The 21,844-nt window shown below is 48.9% G+C and carries 18 protein-coding genes; 7 read left to right on the top strand and 11 right to left on the bottom strand.

Annotated features, from left to right (window positions below):
- Window positions 1-10: 10 nt before the first annotated feature.
- The 3 genes from hisI to mutL form a co-directional block, all read right to left on the bottom strand.
- Window positions 11-496, bottom strand: coding sequence for a phosphoribosyl-AMP cyclohydrolase (hisI, locus tag AC2215_RS21010; RefSeq protein WP_486811966.1), 486 nt, complete (start codon window positions 494-496; stop codon window positions 11-13).
- 337 nt (window positions 497-833) lie between these two features.
- Window positions 834-968 carry a transposase gene (locus AC2215_RS21005; RefSeq protein ID WP_486811978.1) on the bottom strand — a complete coding sequence of 45 codons (135 nt, stop codon included), beginning with the start codon at window positions 966-968 and terminating at the stop codon, window positions 834-836.
- A gap of 720 nt (window positions 969-1,688) precedes the next feature.
- Window positions 1,689-3,368 (bottom strand): DNA mismatch repair endonuclease MutL, encoded by a 1,680-nt coding sequence (gene mutL / locus AC2215_RS21000; protein ID WP_486811965.1) that lies wholly within the window; start codon window positions 3,366-3,368, stop codon window positions 1,689-1,691.
- 327 nt (window positions 3,369-3,695) lie between these two features.
- Here mutL and AC2215_RS20995 point away from each other — a divergent pair, with 327 nt between their 5' ends.
- Window positions 3,696-4,073 (top strand): CAAD domain-containing protein, encoded by a 378-nt coding sequence (locus tag AC2215_RS20995; RefSeq protein ID WP_486811964.1) that lies wholly within the window; start codon window positions 3,696-3,698, stop codon window positions 4,071-4,073.
- Between the two features lie 435 nt (window positions 4,074-4,508).
- On the opposite strand, the gene AC2215_RS20990 is transcribed toward AC2215_RS20995, so the two are convergent.
- From AC2215_RS20990 to AC2215_RS20975, 4 genes are all read right to left on the bottom strand, one after another.
- The gene (locus AC2215_RS20990; RefSeq protein WP_486811963.1) at window positions 4,509-5,450 is read right to left on the bottom strand and encodes a DNA polymerase III subunit delta'; all 942 of its coding nucleotides are present in this window, start codon (window positions 5,448-5,450) and stop codon (window positions 4,509-4,511) included.
- 354 nt (window positions 5,451-5,804) lie between these two features.
- Window positions 5,805-6,722, bottom strand: a complete 918-nt coding sequence (locus AC2215_RS20985) for an alpha/beta fold hydrolase (RefSeq protein WP_486811962.1) — start codon at window positions 6,720-6,722, stop codon at window positions 5,805-5,807.
- A gap of 87 nt (window positions 6,723-6,809) precedes the next feature.
- Window positions 6,810-7,634, bottom strand: a complete 825-nt coding sequence (locus tag AC2215_RS20980; protein ID WP_486811961.1) for an SDR family oxidoreductase — start codon at window positions 7,632-7,634, stop codon at window positions 6,810-6,812.
- On the bottom strand, window positions 7,631-8,071 hold the full coding sequence (locus tag AC2215_RS20975; protein WP_486811960.1) for a DUF1824 family protein: 441 nt from the start codon (window positions 8,069-8,071) through the stop codon (window positions 7,631-7,633). The genes AC2215_RS20980 and AC2215_RS20975 overlap by 4 nt, the downstream gene beginning before the upstream one ends.
- A gap of 97 nt (window positions 8,072-8,168) precedes the next feature.
- Between AC2215_RS20975 and msrB the strand changes: the two genes are divergently transcribed.
- A complete protein-coding gene (gene msrB / locus AC2215_RS20970) occupies window positions 8,169-8,576 on the top strand; it encodes a peptide-methionine (R)-S-oxide reductase MsrB (RefSeq protein ID WP_486811959.1) in 408 nt (135 codons plus the stop codon).
- Between the two features lie 191 nt (window positions 8,577-8,767).
- Window positions 8,768-9,943, top strand: a complete 1,176-nt coding sequence (purT, locus tag AC2215_RS20965; protein WP_486811958.1) for a formate-dependent phosphoribosylglycinamide formyltransferase — start codon at window positions 8,768-8,770, stop codon at window positions 9,941-9,943.
- A 135-nt stretch (window positions 9,944-10,078) separates the two neighbouring features.
- On the opposite strand, the gene AC2215_RS20960 is transcribed toward purT, so the two are convergent.
- Window positions 10,079-11,371 (bottom strand): glycosyltransferase family 4 protein, encoded by a 1,293-nt coding sequence (locus AC2215_RS20960; RefSeq protein WP_486811957.1) that lies wholly within the window; start codon window positions 11,369-11,371, stop codon window positions 10,079-10,081.
- A 400-nt stretch (window positions 11,372-11,771) separates the two neighbouring features.
- Here AC2215_RS20960 and AC2215_RS20955 point away from each other — a divergent pair, with 400 nt between their 5' ends.
- The 3 genes from AC2215_RS20955 (at window position 11,772) to AC2215_RS20945 (ending at window position 14,380) form a co-directional block, all read left to right on the top strand.
- Window positions 11,772-12,284 carry a hypothetical protein gene (locus AC2215_RS20955; protein WP_486811956.1) on the top strand — a complete coding sequence of 171 codons (513 nt, stop codon included), beginning with the start codon at window positions 11,772-11,774 and terminating at the stop codon, window positions 12,282-12,284.
- 16 nt (window positions 12,285-12,300) lie between these two features.
- The gene (locus AC2215_RS20950; protein WP_486811955.1) at window positions 12,301-13,188 is read left to right on the top strand and encodes a hypothetical protein; all 888 of its coding nucleotides are present in this window, start codon (window positions 12,301-12,303) and stop codon (window positions 13,186-13,188) included.
- 493 nt (window positions 13,189-13,681) lie between these two features.
- Window positions 13,682-14,380 carry a lecithin retinol acyltransferase family protein gene (locus AC2215_RS20945; protein ID WP_486811954.1) on the top strand — a complete coding sequence of 233 codons (699 nt, stop codon included), beginning with the start codon at window positions 13,682-13,684 and terminating at the stop codon, window positions 14,378-14,380.
- Window positions 14,381-14,558: 178 nt separating this feature from the next.
- Here the strand turns inward: AC2215_RS20945 and AC2215_RS20940 are convergent, their stop codons facing one another.
- The gene (locus AC2215_RS20940; protein ID WP_486811953.1) at window positions 14,559-18,959 is read right to left on the bottom strand and encodes a tetratricopeptide repeat protein; all 4,401 of its coding nucleotides are present in this window, start codon (window positions 18,957-18,959) and stop codon (window positions 14,559-14,561) included.
- Between the two features lie 630 nt (window positions 18,960-19,589).
- Entirely contained in the window at window positions 19,590-19,943 is a 354-nt protein-coding gene (locus AC2215_RS20935; RefSeq protein ID WP_486811952.1) for a Rieske (2Fe-2S) protein, read from the bottom strand.
- Between AC2215_RS20935 and AC2215_RS20930 the strand changes: the two genes are divergently transcribed.
- Window positions 19,943-20,125, top strand: coding sequence for a hypothetical protein (locus tag AC2215_RS20930; RefSeq protein ID WP_486811951.1), 183 nt, complete (start codon window positions 19,943-19,945; stop codon window positions 20,123-20,125). The genes AC2215_RS20935 and AC2215_RS20930 overlap by 1 nt on opposite strands.
- A 202-nt stretch (window positions 20,126-20,327) precedes the next feature.
- Here the strand turns inward: AC2215_RS20930 and AC2215_RS20925 are convergent, their stop codons facing one another.
- Window positions 20,328-21,731, bottom strand: coding sequence for a methyl-accepting chemotaxis protein (locus AC2215_RS20925; RefSeq protein ID WP_486811950.1), 1,404 nt, complete (start codon window positions 21,729-21,731; stop codon window positions 20,328-20,330).
- Between the last annotated feature and the right edge of the window lie 113 nt (window positions 21,732-21,844).

Genomic DNA, 21,844 nt, shown 5'->3' with positions numbered 1-21,844 from the left:
TGTCCTCGGTTCAAAGTTGAGTTGGATTGGGCGCATCCCCATAGACGGCGATGGGGTTAAAAGTTTTGGTGGTTTCCGTAAAGGTGAGGGCAAAGGGGCGATTCGCCGTCAGATCGCCCTCGCCAGAGGAAATCTGGCGGTAAAAGCAAGAGCGATAGCCTACGTGGCAACTGGCCCCGGATCCGGCGACCTTGACTTTCATCCACAGGCAATCCTGGTCGTCGTCAATCAACAATTGCTGCACGGTCTGCACCAGCCCACTGGTGGCTCCCTTGTGCCAGAGCTGCTGACGACTGCGGCTGTAGTAGTGAGCTTCGCCGGTTTCAAGGGTTTTTAGCAACGCCGCTTCATTCATATAGCCGTGCATCAGCACCTCGCCGGTTGCAGCATCCGTGGTGATAACGGGGATGAGCCCATGGGCATCAAACTTAGGAGCCAGGAGCATCCCTTCTTCGACTGCTTCAACCGAGGTACGGGCAGCAAATGGAGATGACATAGATTGAAAGAATGATAATGATAATTATTATTACATAATTTGGTAAACTACAGCTGTTACAACCAGTTGCCTCCCCAGGCCAACAGCCATTGGTGAAAGCTGAAGGAAATCGCTCATTTGTCAAGGGGGCGATCGCCACTATTGGGAGAGAGGTCGAGCGGAGGTCTCAAGCGTTCTTTACGCAAGGGTTTAACGACTCCAAGATCTTGGTTTTCCTCTTGCATAGCGCTACGCGCATACGTTAGGACATTTTGTGAAAGCAGCATTTACACACTCGATTACAGGAGCCTTCAAACGTGAGTAGAGCAAACATTGTTTGCTCTATCAGGGCAGTCATTCAACTTACTCTTTGAGTTCTCTTCCCCGATTTAAGTGCGTAGCATCTTTCTCCCTGAGGACTGTAACCATAGGGGTAATCCTCTCGATTATTAAACTCCGACTCATCAACATAGACTCGCCTCTGGGGTTTAATCTAGTTTCATATTCTTTTAAATTTTTCTCGCTTTTATTCATCACTTTCCTGATAGCTTTCCGTTTTTTTTACGAGTAATCATTCCTAGCTTTTTCAAGACATGGCTGACATTTGGCTGCGTCAATTATTCTCCCCACTGTTCAGCTATTTTTGTTTGAATTTTATCTTTGTGTTGTGCGAGAAACTGACGAAACTTATCACGGTCTTTGAGCTTAGCCTGGATAATTCACCAAACGCTAAACCCCCAATCTCTCTCGAACCTCAAAAACAGACTGTTGTTCGGGTAACTTGCCAGCTTGCTTTTTGGGCAAGGCTTTGAGGGATTGTCGTCGAACCTCATGAATAATGCAGGTTAGGGACTTGTCCCCCCGCTCCTAGTAACGTCAGTTTTGGATAAGACTGTTTCAGGTGAGGGTGGGGAAGGGAGAATTCGGTAAAGGGAATGGGGAATGGAGTATATCTCTTGGGCAAAGAGATATACTCCATGTTGCCGCCTCGATGAAGAGCGACTGGCCGACCGCCCAAACGTCATCGAGAGTTGGTATCCTCGCGAGGCGGCTTAAGCAAAACTGACGTTAGTACACTAGGGGGAACACTCCCCGTTTCTTGGAGTCTTTTTAACCATGCCATCGTCACGAGCGCACCCTTGACAAACGAGGGATTTCCGCGCGCGTTTCACCAATGCCCCATACCCAGACACTGTCCGATCCCGAAGTGACGTTAAATTCCGTGACTTTTCCCAATGACCCAATGACGGCGGAAGTAGCGAGCGAGTGCCGTTTCTTCGAGTACCAAGTAAATCGGTCGTCCGTGGGGGCAAGTGCGGGGGTTGCGGGTACGCTGCCATCGATCGAGCAGGGTTTGCATTTCGGGTAAGGTGAGGGGCGTACCGTTGCGAATGGCACTGCGGCACGCCGTTGCCACCTGAGCCGCTTGCAAGTCTCCCCCCTGGCTCAGTTCGACGATCGCCGCCGCGCAGTCCTCTCGTTCTTTGAGAAGTGCCGGAACCGTACGCACGGCCCACATTTGCTCCCCAAAGGATTCAATATCGAGACCCAGACGCTGAAGCTGTTCGATTTGCTGGGTTTCGAGCCATTCCAGCACGATCGGGGGTTCGATGGGTACCAGTTGCCAGCGATCGCATAATTCTTCGTACAACACCCGTTCGTGGGCGATATGTTGCTCCACCAGCCACATACCTGTGGGGTGTTCGGCCACAATATAGGTATTGCTGACTTGGGCAACGGCGCGCAGGCTGTGGGGTAGGCTTTCCTCAGCAGACCCATCTCCAACATTCGATGGTGGCGTTACCGAATATTTTCCCCGAGGTTCGGACGCTTTAATCAGTTGAGTGACGCGCTGCTTGCTGGCGGCTGGTGCGTGGATCGGACTCAGTTGCAAAGCGCGATCGATCGCATCTTTCAATCGCGCCTGCCACGCTTCAACCCGGTGCAGGTAAATTTCGGTTTTGGCAGGATGGCGGTTCCAATCGATCGCCTCGGGAACCAATTCTAGGTGGGCGAAGCACAGAGGATAGCGATCGCGAGGTAGGGTTTTGGCAAACGCCGAGACGATCGTTCCTTCCAAATCCGGCATACGGACGATCCGACCGTTAGCGGCAACTTTCACCCAATCCAATCGCCGACGGTGGCAGCGATCGGGTAATCCCAGAACGAGTTCGATCGATTGGGCGATCGGGTTAGACGAGGGGAGATCTTCCGTTATCTCCACCCGCAAATGTTGCAAATCTTCCGGTCGAACGTTGCGGGCGATTTGGGGCAGAATTTGGCGAGGGGTGTCTCCGGGAGAAATGGCAAACCAATGTCGGTCATCCCGTCGCACCTGCCAGGTAATCTGGGGATGGCACAGTGCCATTTGTCCCACAAACTGCTGAACCGATCGCAATTGTTGGGACGCCGAGGGGAGGGCATCGCGTCGAGCAGACCAGTCTTGGAACAAATTCGCGACGGAGACGATAGTGCCAGGGGCGATCGCCACCGGTTCTATCTTTTGGGGTTTTCCTCGGCGATCGTAAGTGACTCGCCATCCGTTTCCGGCGCGAGTGCGGCTGCAAATCTCCAAATCCGCCAGTTGCGCGAGGCTGTGGAGGGCTTCTCCTCGAAATCCCAAACTGGTAATTCGATTGAGATCGGCACTGTGATGAATTTTGCTGGTACTGTGGGCAGATGCGGCTAACTTCAGGTTTTCCCAGCTCGTTCCCATACCGTTATCGGCCACTTGCACCCGCCACAGAGACGGCCAAACGGAAATCGAAATTCGGGTGGCCCCAGCGTCGATGGCGTTATCCACCAACTCCCGCACCACCGCCGCGATCGAATCGATGGTTTCGCCAGCCGCAATTAAATGTACGACTTCTGTCGGTAGGGGTTGAATGAGCACGATCGCGAGGGAGATTGAACGCTCTAAAGATTGGAGGAATCACGCTATCCAATTTTTCGCCTTCAATTGGTCGTTGTCAATTGTCGATTCTGCTCAATATCTCGTTACATTCGGGGTTTGAGGCGATAATCTCTTGCAATTTGCCATTCTCTGCTCTAGTCTCGTGTAAGTTTGAGCAATAGTATAGACTTAACGATCGAGCTGTTTATATTTTTCCCTCGCTCGGAAAATCGCCAATAGCACTATCCAGGTTGTTATTCACATAGTACCGATATGAATTCTGAAAGCAAAGCCCCTGACGTCTCAAAAACTACGTCCCCTGACACGATGAATATCAAAACTGATGAGGGAGGTTCGATTACTGCAGCTTCTGCATCGACCAACGCGAATGTTGAGGAGGTGAAAACCCAGGTTCTCGCCATTCTCTCCCATCTCTTCTCCTATATTGGTAAATTCTTCGACGAATATCAAAAACCAATTACGAACGTTGCCCTGATTGTGGCTTCTCTAATTACGCTCTATCTAGTCGCGGCTGTGGTGGATGCCATTAATGACATTCCCCTACTCGCCCCATTCTTCGAGTTGATTGGAATCGCCTACACCATCTGGTTTGTCCGACAGTATTGGTCGGCTTCTGCCCGCGAAGAACTCTGGAAAGACGTTCAAGCTTTTCTCGATCGAGTGGCGGGGAGCAACAAGTCCTAATTGTTGAATTTCCTCTGTGACTGCGAGGGTTGTAACTTTCTGAGTTCCCCTTGCAGTTTTATCCGCAGACAAACCGATACAAAATTTAATTTATTCAAGACAAACATAGATTTGAGAAATCAAGTCTATGTTTATTTTTTATGTCAGTCAGTGAGATCTGAGTTTCTGGTTCAGGTGGGGAACGGAGAAGGGAGAAGGGAGAAGGGAGAATTCGGAATAGGGCACGGGGATACAAAGAGGACAAGGGAGAGCGTTGCCACGGATCTATCGTCGAATGGCACTGAATTTAGACTGAGTTTCGACTTGACGAGTACGGAGCATCAAGGGTTGCAGACACCGAGTTTGGCTTAATTCAGTGCCATTCACCTATCGTCAATTGTCAATTGTCCATTTACTCTCCCCCTGCCTCCTCTGCCTCCTCTGCCCCACATCCCTTCAACTCCGCATACTCGAACTCAACTCCATTAACGTCACTTCCCATACCAGCCTGGGGGAGACGAAAGCGCGCAGGTACTGGCGGGCAGTTTCGAGTTGTTGGGCGGGGCAAACGGGTAGGGTTCGATGGAGAAATTGCTCCCAGTACTGGTGTTGGAGATAATCGAGCAACCACAACTGTTCGGGTGTATCTAGAGTTTTATCGATGTCTCGGGCTAATTCTAGGGCTTCTCGGAGCGATCGGGGTAATTGATGCAAACGTTCGAGCAGTTCTGGGGGAATGCGATCGAGTTGTTCCCAAGCGGCGATCGCGGCCCCCGGACTCCCTTGGGCGGCGGCGAGAATCGGATCTCGGCCTAAAATCTCCCCATATCCCGCCTGCTGTAACACCCGCGCCATCATTTCCCCAGACAAGCGGTAAAAGGGGATGCGCTGGCAGCGAGAGACGAGGGTGGGTAAGAGGGATTCCGCTGAGGGGGCCATTAAAATTAAGGTGGCGCGACCGGGTTCTTCGAGGGTTTTGAGCAATCCGTTTGCGGCCCCTTCTCCCATGGTTTGCGCCCCTTCCAACACCACCACGCTGCGGGAGGCTTCCAGAGGCGGACGACTGAGGAATTTGCCGATGTCGCGTACCTGTTCTAAGCGGATTTGCGGGGAACCTTTGCGCTTGAGACCTTTTTCTTGGGCTTCGCGGGGGGTGAATCGCTGACCGTTGTGCAGGTAAGTGGGTTCTACCCAGAGGAAATCCGGATGATTTTCCAGTTGTTTTTCTGGGTGGTGGGAAGTGAGTAGCGATCGAGCAAAATACCGGGCGGCGATCGATCTGCCCACTCCTTCGGGTCCGGCAAATAGATAGGCCGGGGCGATCCGCTGTTTGATAACGGCAGCGTTGAGGAGATCCATGGCAACGGTTTGCCCGATGGGTTGGGGAAAATTCGACACGATCGTTAATTTTCAATGATGCCTGATGTGTAATACACGCTCAAACCCTAACTTTCTCGTTACTTCTTGCCACCTGTTCCCCATTCCCCATTGGTGAGGCGGTTTTGCTTATGTGCTATTGGTCAAGGGGTGTAGGGTGTAGGGTGTGGGGCATTGGCAAGTGGAGATCGGTGGGCGGGTGAGATCGGTGAATATGGGTCTATTGTCACCATTTTCGGGTTGACGATGCTAAATATGGGGCCAGACAAATCACCAGTGATTTTAACCTTTCACCAATGCCTATTCCCCATTCCCCATTCCCCATTCCCCATTCACCCTTCACCACTCTGACGAGGTTCTTGCGCAAAAAGCGCTTTAATAACGATCGACAAACGGGGAAATCGCCGCCACAAACTCCGCCGCCGATTCGTAGGGCATCACGTTGCGTCCGGGTACGATCGCCCCTTCTACGTTCTTCATATGCGATCGATAGTCCTCCAGCCGTTTCTCGGCGGCATCGGTTTTCCCCGTCTGACTGATACCCGAAGCTTTTTCCCCAAATACTGCCAAAATCGGTTGTGGCAATTGGGTCAGGGTACTGTAATAGTTTTGCCGCCAAAACCCGGCCAGGAACGAAAAGACGGCGTAGCGACTCGCCACATCGATCGCCCCACCGCGCAACATCTCCAACCACTCGGCATCCACATCCGCTTCTTGGGCAAACAGTTGCCGAATGGAAAACGATCGCAAAAATTCCTCCCGTCTGGCGTAGCGATAGAAGCCATTCCCCAATCCCACGGGAGAATCGAATAGCAAGTTCCACAGCAGTTTTTGTTGCAGGGGTTTTCCAGCTTCCGTCATCAACGCCCAGGATGGCGGCCCGGAGAGTGCCATGGCGCGAACCCCCTTGGGTTCTAGTTTCGCCAGGGTTAGCCCGACGGTGAATAGCGCCCCCTGAACGACAACGATAACCGGCCCTTTCACCACCGTGTCGATGAAGTATTGCAACTGCTCGGCCCAATCGGTGGGAGAATAGGCGATGCGGGGCATGGCGCTTTCTCCGCAACCGAGTAAATCGGGGTTGTAGATTGGGTTGGCGTTCCCGGCGGCGTACCACTGCTGGCAAAATCTACCCCAAAATTTGCGCGATAATCCCACGCCGATGGGGTGAATTAACAGTAGGGGGGTTTTTCCATCGGAATTTTCCGGTTGATACGCATTGTAGGCGCATCGATACCCCTTCCAGGTATAAAATTGCGTCTGGGAGTTCGCTTTTACAATATCTGTTGCCATATCGATCGCCCTGTCGTTTTGATTTGAGTATAGATCCCAAATCGGTTCTACACTCCCTTGACCTTGGTTCTCCTCACCTCAAACGGCTTACGTATCAGCGTCGCACAATTGAGGATAGATAAATGAATATCCCGCATCTTTCAATTTTTGATTGGACACTTTCACATTTGGCCGTTCTACCGATTGGGAGGCATCCCAACTGACTTTGGGCAGATCGTGTTTTTCCATGATGCGATCGAGTAATTCTTGGCGGGTTAAATGCAAGCCGTCGACCACGTTGTAGAGTCCCTGCAATTGCTGCTTTCTAGCAAAGTCGATCGCCCCGACGATGTCATCGAGATGAATCCAGTTGGTAATCCCTTTCCCGCTTCCCGGACGAGTGGTGCCAGCAGACCGTCGAAAGATTTTAACGAGTTCTCGATTGGGACCGTAAATTCCTCCCAAACGCAAGACGCAAACCTTGGAGTTTTCATTGGTTGCACCAAGAAAAATTTCCTCGGTTTGGGTCAGAATTTTCGATCGATCGTTTCCTGGGAAAATCGGATTTTCTTCGGTGACCCATTCTCCACTTCGATCGCCGTAAATGCCATAACTTCCCGTATAAATGACTTGTTGGAGATGGGGGAATGTGGGTAAGAGCGAGGCGAGATTTTGGGCGGTCTGGAAATAGCTGGCTTCGAAAGAACTCCCTCGGGAACTCATGCAGAATAAAGCCAGATCTTGACCCGCTAATACCGCACTCAACTCTTCGATCTCGTTCCCTTTTGCGACGACGACGCGATCGGCAATTTGAGAAAGTTCCGAAACGCGATCGGGAGTCGTCGTGGTTGCGGTCACCTTGACCCCATCTGCACTCCACAAACGCGCGGTCGCACTTCCAACATAACCACAACCAATAATTGCCGCCTTCACGATTCTTCTTTACCTTTTACAACTTCCGAGCGAAATAAATCTAATGGAAAGTGACCGTACAGTTCGTTAATCCCATCGGACTGAGGAGACTGAAACGACACTAGCACTCCGCGCTCGCGACCGATATAAGGACTAATATACCGTAACTTCGTCTGAGGATTAAATTTGATATAGACTGCACCTTGAATGGGATCGAAATCAATCGGAGATTCGTAACCTAATGCCAAACAATAAGTTTGTAGGGCAAAGATGCCTTCTTCGTAATCTTCCGCACAAATCCCAATGATTTGATATTCAGAGTATTTTTTAATCCAGAAGATTGCATCTCGAATTCGATCGAAGATTATCGGCTCTTTATCGTTTGTTTTGTGGTCCTGAGAATAGGCGCGAAGAAATTTTTGTGCTTCGGCAACGTTAGAGAATAAAGATTCAGACATTTCAGCACGAGCACCCACTTATTAATATTATGTTACAATATATTAAGATACTGATAACCCAATCATTTTAACACGTCTGTACGGGAGTTTCATACGAATGCCTGCCAAAGTTCAAAAAACAGAAGCCCAATGGAAAGAACAGCTAACCCCGGAACAATTTCGCGTCACTCGTAAGAAAGGAACGGAACGAGCATTTACGGGTGAATATCATGATAATAAAGAAGCCGGAACCTATCAATGCGTTTGTTGTGGAACCGAGCTTTTTTCTTCAGAAACCAAATTTGATTCCGGGACGGGGTGGCCGAGTTTCTGGGCACCCATCAAGGAAAACAATGTCAAAGAAGAATCGGACTTCAGCTTTTTCATGAAGCGGACTGAAGTGTTGTGCGCTGCTTGCGACGCACACTTAGGTCACGTCTTCAACGACGGTCCTCGCCCCACGGGTCAGCGCTACTGCATGAACTCCGCCGCCCTCAAGTTCGTGAAAGCCGGGGAAACGGAATAGGACGCGGGGAGGGAGGAGATTTTGGGGGCGAAGGGGGCAGGGGAAGCTAAATTCTCTTTTGTTACCCCATCTCCCCGTCTGGAGCGTCTTTCCCATTCCCCATTCCCCATGACAGAAAATGTGTAATGTAAAGAGCGCGAACTGCTATAGAATAATCGAATTCACCACTCGGGTAGATGCGATCGAACCCTATGACACACGCCAAATCGCTGCCGCAAAAACTGATGCTTCTCGGGTCTGGGGAGTTGGGCAAAGAATTTGTCATCGCCGCTCAGCGTCTGGGTAACTTCGTCATTGCAGTCGATCGCTATGCCAACGCTCCAGCCATGCAAGTGGCCGATCGCGCGGAAGTCATTTCTATGTTAGACCCAGATGACTTAGAGCGGATCGTCACCGAGTACCAACCCGACTTCATCGTCCCGGAAATCGAAGCCATTCGCACCGAAAAACTCGCCGAATTCGAGCAGCGAGGTATCACCGTCATCCCCACGGCAGCGGCCACCAACTACACCATGAATCGGGATAAGATTCGGGAGTTAGCTCACCAAGAGTTAGGCATTCGGACGGCGAAGTACGACTATGCCACCTGTTTGGAAGAATTAGTTGCGGTTTCGACCGATATTGGTTTCCCCAACGTCGTCAAGCCGGTGATGTCCTCCTCCGGTAAGGGGCAATCGATTGTCCAATCCCCTTCGGAGGTCGAAGCGGCTTGGAACGATGCCATTGCTGGGGCGCGAGGGGAAAGCCACAAAGTCATCGTTGAAGAGTTTATCGACTTCGAGTTAGAAATTACCCTGTTAACGGTGAAGCAGTGGAACGCCCCGACGATTTTCTGCGAACCCATCGGTCACCGTCAGGAACGAGGAGACTATCAAGAATCTTGGCAACCGGCCTACCTGAACGAAGCGAAACTGAATCAGGCGCAGGAGATTGCCCGCAAAGTGACCGATGCCCTCGGGGGAGCAGGTATTTTTGGGGTGGAGTTTTTCATCACCGCCGAGGAAGCGATTTTTTCCGAACTGTCTCCGCGTCCTCACGATACGGGGATGGTGACGTTAATTTCTCAAAATCTCAATGAATTCGAATTGCACCTGCGAGCGATTTTGGGATTGCCCATTCCCCATCTTGAAGTGCGATCTCCCGGTGCGAGTGCGGTGATTTTAGCGGACGAACACTCTGATTCTATCTGCTATCGGGGGCTAGATTCAGCGTTATCCGTTCGAGATGTAGATATTCGATTATTTGGTAAACCCAACTCTCGTCCCTACCGGCGCATGGGCGTGGCGCTAGCGATTGGCAGTACCATCCAAGAAGCACGAGACAAAGCGGTAAATGCAGCCCGTCAGGTGGAAATTATTGAAGGCTAAATGCTCTAACTCCGTCAGGAGCGAAGGAGGCTCGCGGTTGTAATATCGGCATCGGTTGGAGGCTTGACAGTAAAGATCGCCATCCGTTGAGGTTGGTGCGATTCTCGATTGTCAATTCTTCACCCAACAACTCTATTACTTCGGTAACACTTCCGTTTCAGCGCGCGCGAGGCCAAACCGCTTTCGTGTTTCCGTATTGTCGGCAACGAGTCCTTCAAACAAAGCTTCATAGCGATTGAGAGCTTGTCCGAAGGTAAAATTCTCCACGGCATACTGCCGTCCCTGGCGACCGAGAGCCGCTAATTGCGAGGGATTATTGTAGAGTTGTTCGATTTGCTTGGCAAACCCAATGGGATCTTCGGGGGGAATCACGACTCCGCCACCACTTTGCTCGATCGCTTGAGCAGCCGTTCCCGCCAGAGGCACCGAAGCCAGAATTGGGCAACCACTTGCCAGGAGAACCGGAATTTTCGAAGGCATATTAATGCAAATGACGTTCCGTTTTTGCACCACTAACCCGATATCGGCCGCCGCGAGCATGGTCGGTAGTTCTTCTCGGGGTTGGAAGGGTAATAATAGAACCTGCTCTTCTACTGTCCAAAGCTTGCGCACTCGCTTCAAGCTTTCTAAGGCTCTTCCTTCTCCAACAATGGCGATCGCCACATCGGGCAAATGCCGCAGGTATCGCGCCGATTGCACCACCATCTCCACCCCTTGAGTCAGGGCGATATTTCCCGCGTACAAAACCACGAACTTACCCTCAAGCTGGTTGGCTTTGCGAAAGGCATTATCATGTTTCGGGAGGGGTCGGATAAAACTCGTATCCACCCAGTTGGGAATCTGGGTAATTTTTTCGGTCGGAACGCCTTTGTTGCGGATATTTTCCGCAAAGCCATCGGCAATCACGCTAATTTTGGTGGCATGGCGATAGGCAAATCGTTCGAGACCTTCAAAGACTCGGATCAGGGCTTTATTGCGCAGCAACCCCGTATTCACGGCGGCATCGGGCAAGATATCTTGTAGGTTCAACACCAACGGACACCCATGGAACCAGGCGAGTAACGCGGCCGGAACGCAGGCGGGTAGGGGGGGAACGGTTAGGAGAATCACGTCGGGTCGCCAACCGTTTAAAGCCTGGAGGAAACTACTGAGGACGAAGCTACCTTCGAGTAGAATCCGATCCATAAAACCGGGTTTGGGACGAATCCAAATATACGAACGCTGGACGACGACCCCATTTCGTTCTTCCGTGCAGTATAATTTGTTCCTATACCCGTCGTAAACTCGACGTTGGGGATAGTTTGGCATCCCTGTCACCACACGCACCTCGTGACCCTTCGTTACCAATCCTTCTGCGAGTTCGGTCATCAGGGGAGCGATGCCGATTGGCTCCGGATAATAGTTGTAAGAGTAGATTAAAATTCGCATCTCGAGTAAGGTTACCGAATGTCATGCTTGAGATTCCAGTCTAGCGACTCTGCTATAGGAGTTGCAGTGGTTGCGATCGCACACTTTTATCGAAAAATCGTTACAATAGGCGTTGGATACGCCTCAAAAACGGAAAGTAGACGCGAATTTAACTTCGGCTTTACGCCAAAATTCCCGAGCGATTGTTTACAATCCTACACCGATCGACACAGGAGGTCGAGACTTTTGGATCGGCGAGGGCAATTCTCACCCGTAGGTACCGCCAGACACTGCGTTCGATCTTGACGCGACCCCAATTGCCGAAGGCGATCTTGAAGGAAAACCAAAGAGTATTGCGATCGCCGCGCACTAGCAGAGAAGATGAAACATATTCTCACATCAAAACTTCAGGAGAGTAGCGATGAGCTTTGCATATGTGCGACAAACCTTAACTGCCGTGCTACTCAGTGCGATGCTACTGGTCGCCGGATGTAGTACGACAACCGCACCTCCAGCTTCATCATCCGGCAGTGCCCCATCCACGAGTGTCCCATCAGCGACCGTTTCAACCGATGTGGTTCCTGGAGGCGAGTTTAACAAGTTTTTCCCTGCTGCATCTGATGGGTTAGAGCGGGTTTATACCCAGGAAAAAGAAGGCTTTGCCGAAGCCAAACTCAAGCGAGACGGTAACGAGATTGCCATGCTTGCGATTTCCGATACCGCCAGTACTCCGGCTGCCGCGCAAAAGTACCAGCAAAGCAGCAAGTCGATTGCGGGCTACCCCGCAGTGGAACTGGGCAGTACCCAGACGTCGATTTTAGTGGCCGATCGCTTTCAAGTCAAAGCCATTTCTCGCGACCCGAGTTTCAGCCAGACCGATCGCGAGGCATGGTTGCAAAAATTCGATCTCAACGGTTTAGCACGATTGCAATAATTCAGGGAAATCTACGATGAGTAAACCCATTAATCAATTGGTGGACGAACTGCCGACGAGCAACATCACCACTTTTGCCCTCAAATCTCTTGATTTTGTCGTTCCCGGTCAGTGGGAGAATTTGGTGGGCTGGGATAATACGATCCGCACCGTCACCCAAGAGACCGATGGTGCGACGATCCAAATGGTCGGCGATCGGGCGATCGCTCTCTACAGCGATAAGTCTCAAGGCTACCAACAGGCCATCTGGCTGTATCAAACCATCGATAGCGTGGGCAGTACTCTGGGGACGGCAGCCTTGGCGAATAAGGTGGGAGAAAAAGTTCCCTTGCTGGGGTTTTTGAACAAACTCACCCCCAAAGCCGATAAAGTTCAAACCCTCGATCTCGCTCTGAAATTGGTGGTGGAAATTGTCGCGTTTTGCAAAATTAACGGCATTCCCGGCGATAGTATTGGGGATTTTCTCAAAGCTCTTGGAGACTACGGCAGCGAATCGTTGATGCGGATGGCGGCACTGGTTTGCTTTGATGGATTGATTCCTCTGGGTCCGGATTTCATTCGATCGGTGACCCAGACTTTAGATAATTTAAGTCCGTCGGAATTGCAAAAAAATCAGGCGTTTAAAAAAGTCAACGATCTGATTCCCGGCGGCAGTACCGAGGGCAAACTCAACTTCATCGGCGAAAGTTTTGACTCGGTGAAAGGATGGATGGGTGACTTTGTCAGTTCTCGGGATTTAACACCCCAAAAAGTCAGCCAAAGCCTGCAAAATTTTATTGATGTTACCGACGATCGCTTAGATTATCTGGCGGCCTTTCTCGATATGAGTACCAACTACTACGAACATACGGGAGTGCAAACCCTAGCTCGTCGTTTAATCGATCGGGCAATTGCCGAGATTTAATCTTTCTCAGAATTATCAAATTGTAAGCATTCGTTAAATCAGAGTTCTCTAAATTAGAGGAATTCACGATTTCTGATACGTGACTCAGTTTAAAAGCCGTTTAGATTGGAAACAAGCTGACGGCTTTTAAACTGAGTCGTTAATGCTTATCTAGAATCAACCCAAAAAACGGTCGAAAAAATTAAAAAAATCGTAAAAATAGCAATTAAGATGTCAACAAATTCCCATTGAATTTAACTAAAAATTGGGGTAGTATTCATCAATCTGGGTGCTTTTTTTTACTGTTATGCCACCACCGAGTCCTCAAAGACTCCTCTTTGAAGTTCAGCAAGTTTCTTGCCCTTTAACTCCACCCCACCGAAAAGAATCATTCTTACCCGTCTGGTTGGTCATCTCCGCGGCGATCGTCGCCTTCTCGATCGCCGTCCGAACCGTTCGGCGGTTCGCTCGCCGCTACCCTCACAGATCGATTCGATCGGTTACGATCCGATAGATGCGCGAAATCGATGCAAGTATGGCACGGGGCGACCAAATTTACGTCATGCGAGAGTTCCTGAAGTTTCAGGGCGTTTACGAACATCACGGAATCGACTGCGGCGACGGGACGGTGATTCACTATCGCAAACCCAGCGAAACCATCGAACGCACCTCGATCGCTACTTTTACTCGTGGGGGGAAACTCTATCTCAAGCAATATCAAGTTGGCTACATTGCCGAGACGACGATTTCCCGTGCTGTGAGTCGGTTGGGAGAGCAACAATATAACTTACTGTTCAACAACTGCGAACACTTTGCCAGTTGGTGTAAAACGGGAGTCGCTATCAGCCAACAAATCCAAAACTTTATTCCCTTTATCGACCAAATCGACCCCAAAGGATTGTACGAACCCCTCAAAGAAGCGATTGAAGGCAGCGATCGCCCGGAAACTCCCAAAATGGTTCGCGAAGCCCTCGCCGACATCCAAAAGGCTTGGAACGGAATCCAGCCGGAATACAATAATGCTGTGGGTGAGATGGAAGCTTGGGAAAAAGTTGCCCGAGAAGCGCTCAAACAGAATCGAGAGGATTTGGCGCGGGCAGCACTCTACAAAAAACACTACCACAAACAACGGGCTGCCAAACTCCAAAATCAGTTAAATCGCTTGGCGAAGATGACGCAAACTTTGGTGAGTGAGTTGAAGATTCTCGAGTGAGTGGAGGAGGATATTTAAGTAATTAAGTGATAAGTAAGAAGTAAGAATTAAGAAGTAAAAATTAAGAAGTAATAGATTTTCCCAGAAATAAAAAATTAGTTCGATATCTATACTGAAGTAATAAATTTATTCTCCTTTTCCCCTTCCCCCTCCCCTTTTACTAATCTTTCCCAATACCCTACAATCCATTGCCAATGAGAATAAATGGAGCCCAATAATAGGGATGACTCAAATGTTGTTCCACCTCTGAGGGCAGACTCTGGGCAAATACAAGTTCGATCGCATCTCCACGTTCTTCGCCAACAGCGCGATAATCTCCGGAAATTAGTGCTAACTGCGCTTGTCGCAGTGCCTCAGCTTTGGTGGTATTTTCCTGCAACGCCCTGTAAAAGGCATTCATCAAGGCTTGGGTTCCCCCGTCGTCTACTGACCACAACGAGGCAATCGCCGCTGTTGCCCCTGCTTGTTGCATCAGATACCCGAAGCCGAGGATTTCCGTTCCATCCCCGAGTTGTCCTCCCAACCCGGTTTCGCAAGCACTGAGGACGAATAAATCGACATTGCGAAACGTCCAAGTGCGGATTTCGTTGAGGGTAACGCGATCGCCATTTCCAAACAGAATAAACGAATTTTCCGGTTGTCCGGTTAAAAAGGCAGCATGGGTGGCAAGATGAACAATGGTGTGACTATCCATTTGCGGCACCATGGCATCGGGACTGAAGTTGGTATCGAAGAGAGTTGTGGTTTCTGGGATATCTCGTTCGAGGTTTTCCACTTCCACCTGCGCGTAGGGTAAGCCGGAAAAATTTAAGCTGCGATCACCCAGTTGAATATTATAGTTTCCCTGGCTGAACGCTCCGGCAATGACGCGCAAATCCGATGGCGGTTGCAGGTTGAAATCCGTGAGAGAGGCGGCGGTAATGTGGTTAATGCCGAAGCGTTCGGTCAGCCATCCGTTACCATCGTGGAGTGCGGCGAGGGGAACGTAGCGCAGTTGTGCGTCGGGGGCGTAGATAAGGGTTTCGGCATTGGCGGCTTCCAGGTCGTTTTCAATGGGTTTAATCAGCCAGGTGTAGAGTTGGTTGGCTGGGGTTTTGGCATCGCTGCCAGGGGATTCTAAGGCTTGGCGAAAGGCGGTAATGGCGCGATTGAGTTCTGCTCGTTTGACGGGGACGGTGCGGCGAATGGGGGGAGAGTAGGGCGTTACCAGGACGAGTTCGAGGCGATTTTCTAAAATCAGGGGATAGAGTAAAACGGCATTTTGTTGGAGATTTTGCAGGTTATTTTGCAGGGCGTTGAGGCTTTCTAAATCGAGGTTTTGCCGCTGTGCCGTGCGACTTAAATTCTCGATGGCAGCGACAACTTCGGGATTGTCGATAAACTCGTTAAATACGCTTCTAACTTCTCGTTCGTTTCGGCTTAATTCTTCGAGGCGCTGTTGCTGTTCGGGGGTCATTTCTGCGGGGGGAACAGTTCGCAGTTGTTCTAATTCTCTTCCTTGGGTAATGGCTTGGTTATACAGTTCCAAGATTTCCCGTTCTGATGGCAAATACTCGACACCCTGCGCTGTCTGTTCGTTGCCGCGCACGTGTTTGAGGTAGGTATCGAGTTCTTGAACTTTGAGTAAATCGAGAACTTGCTGGGCTTCGAGGATGCGATCGTTTTGCAGGAGTAAGTCGGCTAAGGCGCGGTAGGAGTCGGCAACGGTATCGATATAAGCCTGTTCGAGTTCTGGGGGGAGTTCTTGGAAGTCTTGGCGTATGGCTTCCCAGACGTTGACGGCTTGTTTGTAAAATAATATCGAGAGTTCGGGTTGGTTTTGATCGCCCAATAACTGGGCGATTTTTTGCAATACTAACCCTTCTTCGTTGCGAGAACCGAGCTGGCGAGTAACGGTTAAGGCTTGTTCGTAATAGGCAATCGCTTGTTGGGTTTCTCCGCGAGTTTTGTAGAGTTGGGCGAGGCTTTTGAAAAGTTCGAGATTTCCATCAACAATACTTAAATCTCGGTTCACAGCGAGTGCTTCTTGATAAATCTCGATCGCTCGATCTAATTCTCCCAATTCCTCAATATGAGCTGAAATTTTACTCAATAGAGTACTAGACTGACGTTCTCTGGCAATGTCAAGTGCTTCTTGAATTAACTGGTTTGATTTATGATTTTGTCCTGAAGTGTGATAAACAAGACTAGTTATCAAAAGATTCTCGATTATATGTATTCGTCCATAATTTTCATTTTTTAAAATACCTTCTAGTTTCTGATATATCTCTAAAGCTTTCTCGAACTGATTTAAGTAACGATATACTTGACCCAGTTTTTCAAGAATTTCTATTTTTTCAGATTTGTGAGAGTTAATTGGAATATATCCAAATGTCAGATAACCTGGAGAATGGCTATATGTTGGCAAAAGAGTAAGAGCTTTTTGGTAAGCTTCAATTGCTAGCTCGGGTTTTTCTAAGTCTTCATAAAGTTTACCGAAGTAGATCCAAAACTTAGTCTGTAGATCGCGCTCGTTTCGATTTTTAGCCGATCTTAGTGTTTTCTGAAATACCTCGATTGCTTGCTGCTCCTGACCCGAGATTTGATAAGCTTGAGCCAGATGGTTAACAATCTCAATTTCGTTTTTCCAATCCGATCTAGCTTGAGCTTTTTCTAAAAGAATTTTATAAATTTCAATAGCTTGCGAATATTGACCAAAATCGTGATATGCTAGCCCCAATTTCCTTGAAATTCTACATTCCCAATCTTCATCACCCCTAGTTCGGGAGAGTGCTAACTCTTTTTGATAAAGCTCTATCTTTCCTCGATCGTATTCGAGAAAATCATAGAGTTCTGATAGTGCTGTTAAAACCCTATCCTTATCCTCCAAATTTCCTTGTTCTTCAGCCTCATCTAAATATTGTTCGTAAAGCACGATCGACTGTTTATATTGTCCTAGCTCCTGGTATATTTTACCTAAATCGAGAATAATAAATTCTAGTTCGGAAAAATAGCTTTTTGCACTTGTTTCGCGGACTAAGGCGAGCTGTCGTTGCAATAGTTCGATTATCTTCTGAGATTGACCTTGAGATCGGTAAGCATTGACCAATCTCAAGATAAGCATATATTCTCCATGACGATCGCCCAGAATTTGAGCGGCATTTAATCCTTGTTCGTAAAATTCAATGGCTTTATGAAACTGACCCAAAGCTTGGTATCGAAATCCTAACAAATCTAAAGCGCGCTCTTCTCGCCAATGTTCTCCATTTTCTTTTGATAGGGCTAATACTTGCTGAAGAATATCAATCGATTTTTGATACTTATTTAAGCGCGAATAAACTTGGCTCAATTTTAACAGAGTATCAAGTTCTTGTGCGGGCAGATTTAGATTACGACCGCGGTAAATATCTAAAGCTTTCTGGTAAGCTTCAAGGGCTTTCTGATTTAAAGTATCCGCTCCCTCAGTCTGAAAATTAGACATTACAAAATAAGAGTCTCCCATATCGATCCAAGCAGCAGCTTCTCCAGATAAATTTCCCAATTTTTTATAAATTATTAAAACTTCCTGACTTATCTCCAACGCACGTTGGTGTTGTCCGAAGCGCGAACGAGTAATATCTGAGTAAATATCGAGAATCCGACTTAATACCTGAGCTTGCTCGCGACGATTCTCTAATTCTTGATAGATTGCTAAAGCTTGGTGGTATGCCTCAATTGCGGGCTGTTTTTGCTCGATTGCGTAGCGATGGATATCTCCTAAATTCATCAGGGCGATCGCTTCTTTTTCTCGATTCCCCATTTCCCGCGCTAGTTTCAAGATCTGGTGTCCCACATCTAGCGCTTTTCGATCGGTTTCGATCCACTCCTGAAGTTGCCATGTGTCTTGATAAGCACTACTAAGATTTTTGAGTGCCGATATTTGTTTTTGAAGTTGCTGAAACTGTTGAACTGGGGAATCATTCCCTAGAGTCTTAGCTGCGGCGAGTTCTTGCTGATAAAACTCGATAGCTTGAGAATAAGATTCAAATCTTGGATTTAGACCTTCTATATCGATTGTTATCCATTTAAAACCGCGCATTGATGCACCAGTATTTCCCGCTTCTTCTTGCTTTGTCAGCGCCTGTTGAAATGCCTCCACCGCCTCCGAATATCGACCCAATCCCCGATACGTCATCCCCAGATGGTGCAAACATTCAAGTTCGCCCTTGTTATCTTGCGGATCGAAACTGCGACTGTTAATTTCTTGGAAAATCGAAAGCGCTTGCTGGTGCAATTCCAGGGCAGAGGAATATTGACCCAAATACCGATCGACCGTACCTAAATCGTTGAGCGTATAAGCTTCGCTGAGTCGATCTCCCGCTTCCCGATAAATCTTTAATACCCGTTGAAACTTCTCCCGCGCGGCGGCATATTCACCCCGATAGAGTTGCGCTTTACCTTCCTCAGATAGCTGATTTGCATCTTCGATCGAGTTCGGTCTCGTATCCTCCGCCATCGCCCGAGAAATCCCCAAAGGAGCTATCTTTTCGGAAGTCGGAACCGCAATACAAACCAGTAGCGTGGTGGTTGCCCAACCCAAAGCCTTCAATGGAAAATGCACGGGATTGCCTCCAGATGCGATCAAGTGTTTCTAGGCTATACGTACCTCTCGGTTCAGACAACTTATGCAGTTCGATCGATTTTCAAAGAACGCGATCCGGGCAGGTGGGCAATTCGCAAATCGAGGTCAACATTGCCCACCCAACAACACTCAAATTATTTCTTAAAACCCTTCCCAGGTAATACTTACAGCCTTTTTTAGCCGGTTCCTCTTCAAAACTCGTGTCGCGAAGGTCATTTTCCCCAGTTTTTGACCCCATTTTTGCCGAAAATTGAGAAATTTTTCCACGAGGCTTCAAGGGTTTGGGGGGTATGGTATACTTGGCTTTAATGACTCCAAGGCGGGATTATGTCTACTTATCGTACTTATATCAATTTAGATGAGTTTGTCTTCCCAAGCACTCTTAACCCTACAGACTGAAAAAATAATCAAAAGAAACCTCTTCTGAGGCAGATAAAAACCCACCTCAGAAAGTCACTTCATCGAATCAAAAATTCTCGATCGACCTAAATAACAATCACGTGCAACTTGATACCAACTCACGAGGTTAGCGAGCAGAAAAATTCTCCCGTCCCCCGCGATAGAAGGTTTGGGAAAATTTAGTTGCACGTGGTGTTAAATCGGGGAGTATCAATCCGCAACATCAACCCAGATATTGCCCGATTCGATGCGAGTGGGAAACACTTCGAGTTTCTTTTCCGTCGAGATTTTCCCTAAAAGATTGCCCACCACCGGGGGAAACGGCGTCCAGTTTTTCACTTCACCGGTGCACAGGTCGAAGGCACTGCGATGGAACGGACAGACGATCGCCCCATCGGTAATTTTTCCTTTTTTGAGAGGTAATTTTAAATGCGGGCAGGCATTATTCACCGCACAAATTTTGCCATCGAGATCGACGAGTAGAATTTTTCGATCGCCGATTTTAACCACTTGTCTGCCACCCGCTTCTAGATTTTCGCGGGGAAGAGCTTGAACCCAAGTCATTGTGTTCTCCTTATACTATTTTCGAGCGTATCTTTGGCGCGCGATCGCACCGAGATTACCAGTGTTCTCCAAAATTCCAGAGGCTTACAATCGAAGCATCCGGATTGGGTATCACCATTATCGGCGCGCGCGTCACCATCGAAGGCATTCGCGCAAACCATTGCAACAATTTGGAGAATTAGGAACGGGGACAAGGGAGACAAGGGGACAAGGGAGGACAAGGGGACAAGGGGACAAGGGGACAAGGGAGGACAAGGGGACAAGGGGACAAGGGGAAGAATGTATCCGCGAACAACTCAAAATTTTTGGGTTTCCAAACCCCATTCCCCATTCCCCATTCCCCATTCCCTTTTCCGAACTCCGAATTCCGAATTCCCTACACCCTCACACCATTTCTTCAAGTTCGACAGCGGCTTCGTTGAGCTTTTGAGTGCCCAGCTTCACTTGAGTGATGCCGTCGGCGGTTTCTTGGGCGGCGGTATTGAGAGCGTTCATGGCTTCGACCACCTGCTGTACGGCACTCACTTGCTGCTTGATATTGAGGGAAATTTGTTGGTTGTTGAGCACCACATCGCCGATCGCCTGTTGGATATCGAGAAAGACCTCAGAAGTCTCGCGAGAAATTTGCACGCCGACCTCCACGCTTTGGCTGCCTTCATTGGTCGCTCGCACCGTTGAATCGATCGCTCTTTGGATATCGGCAACCAGCAGATGAATTTTTTCCGTGGATTTTTTGCTCTCATCGGCGAGTTGGCGAATTTCTGTCGCGACAATGGAAAAACCCTTACCGTTTTCTCCCGCCCGCACCGCTTCGACAGCAGCATTGAGAGCCAGCATATGAGTGCGATCGCTCAAATGGCTGACTAAGGTGGAAATATTGCCAATTTGAGAGGTGCGATCGCTCAAATGAAAAATTTGGTGGGAAATCGCCCCGGATTTATCTTTGAGAACCGTCATTTCCTCCAGGATGCGCGTCACGGTTTGGGTGCCGATGTCCGTCCGATTCAACACTTCCCTAGCGCGCACGGCAGCCGCTTCGATTTGCTCCATTACCTGGCGGGCGGAGGTTTCCAACTCATCCATCGTCGTCGTCGTTTGGTGGACGGAGATGGCTTGCTGGGTAGCTGCTCGCTCTTGCTGTTCCATCGCCGTGGCAATTTTAGCCGCCGAACGCCCCACAATAGCCGCGGATTTGTTCATTTTCCGAGCGATGCCATTGGCAATCCAAGTCCCCACAAAAACCGATGCGAGTACCGATAGCACCGTTGCCCCAACGGCAACGAGGAGTAATTCTTGGAGAGCTTCTTGCTGGCGTTCTTCGCGCTCTCGAACTAAACCTTTAGAGCGTTCGACAAAGGCTTCGAGCAGGGTTTCAATTTGTTGCGATCGAATTTGAGTATCTTGCTCGTTCCATCCTTCAATGGCGTCTGAAATTTTATCTTGCCCCACTAAAGCAATTAACTCCCGAGCGATCTCGTTGAGAGCCTCCACCTGTTGGACGATCTGAGCGAGGGTAATTTTGAGGGTTTCGTCTTCGAGACTCGATTCCAAGCTGCGCGCGACTTCGCTAAATTCCTCAAATTCTCGATCGTAGATTTCGACGGATGTTGGCTCTTGTTCTAATAAATAGTTTTGCGTTTCCTTCACCAATCCCTCTGTATTGAAGGCGAGTCGGGTAATTTGCTCAAACACCGTAATGTCTGATTGCAAGCGAGCGGTAATTTTTTTGACTTTTCTGACATCTTGCCAGACGAAACCCGACGAGAGTAGAGATAATCCAATTGGCACCAAGTATCCAGCCAAAATTAAATATCTCAACTTTCGATGTTTTTTAGCTGATAAGCGCATAACCTTCTTGAAGACGGATTCTTCCTTTCTTATTGTCTCCCTAGTCATGTGGC

It is taken from the genome of Zarconia sp., from assembly GCF_057467645.1.
The sequence above is the reverse complement of the archived record's forward strand: the minus strand, read 5'-3'. Positions and strand labels throughout refer to the sequence as shown.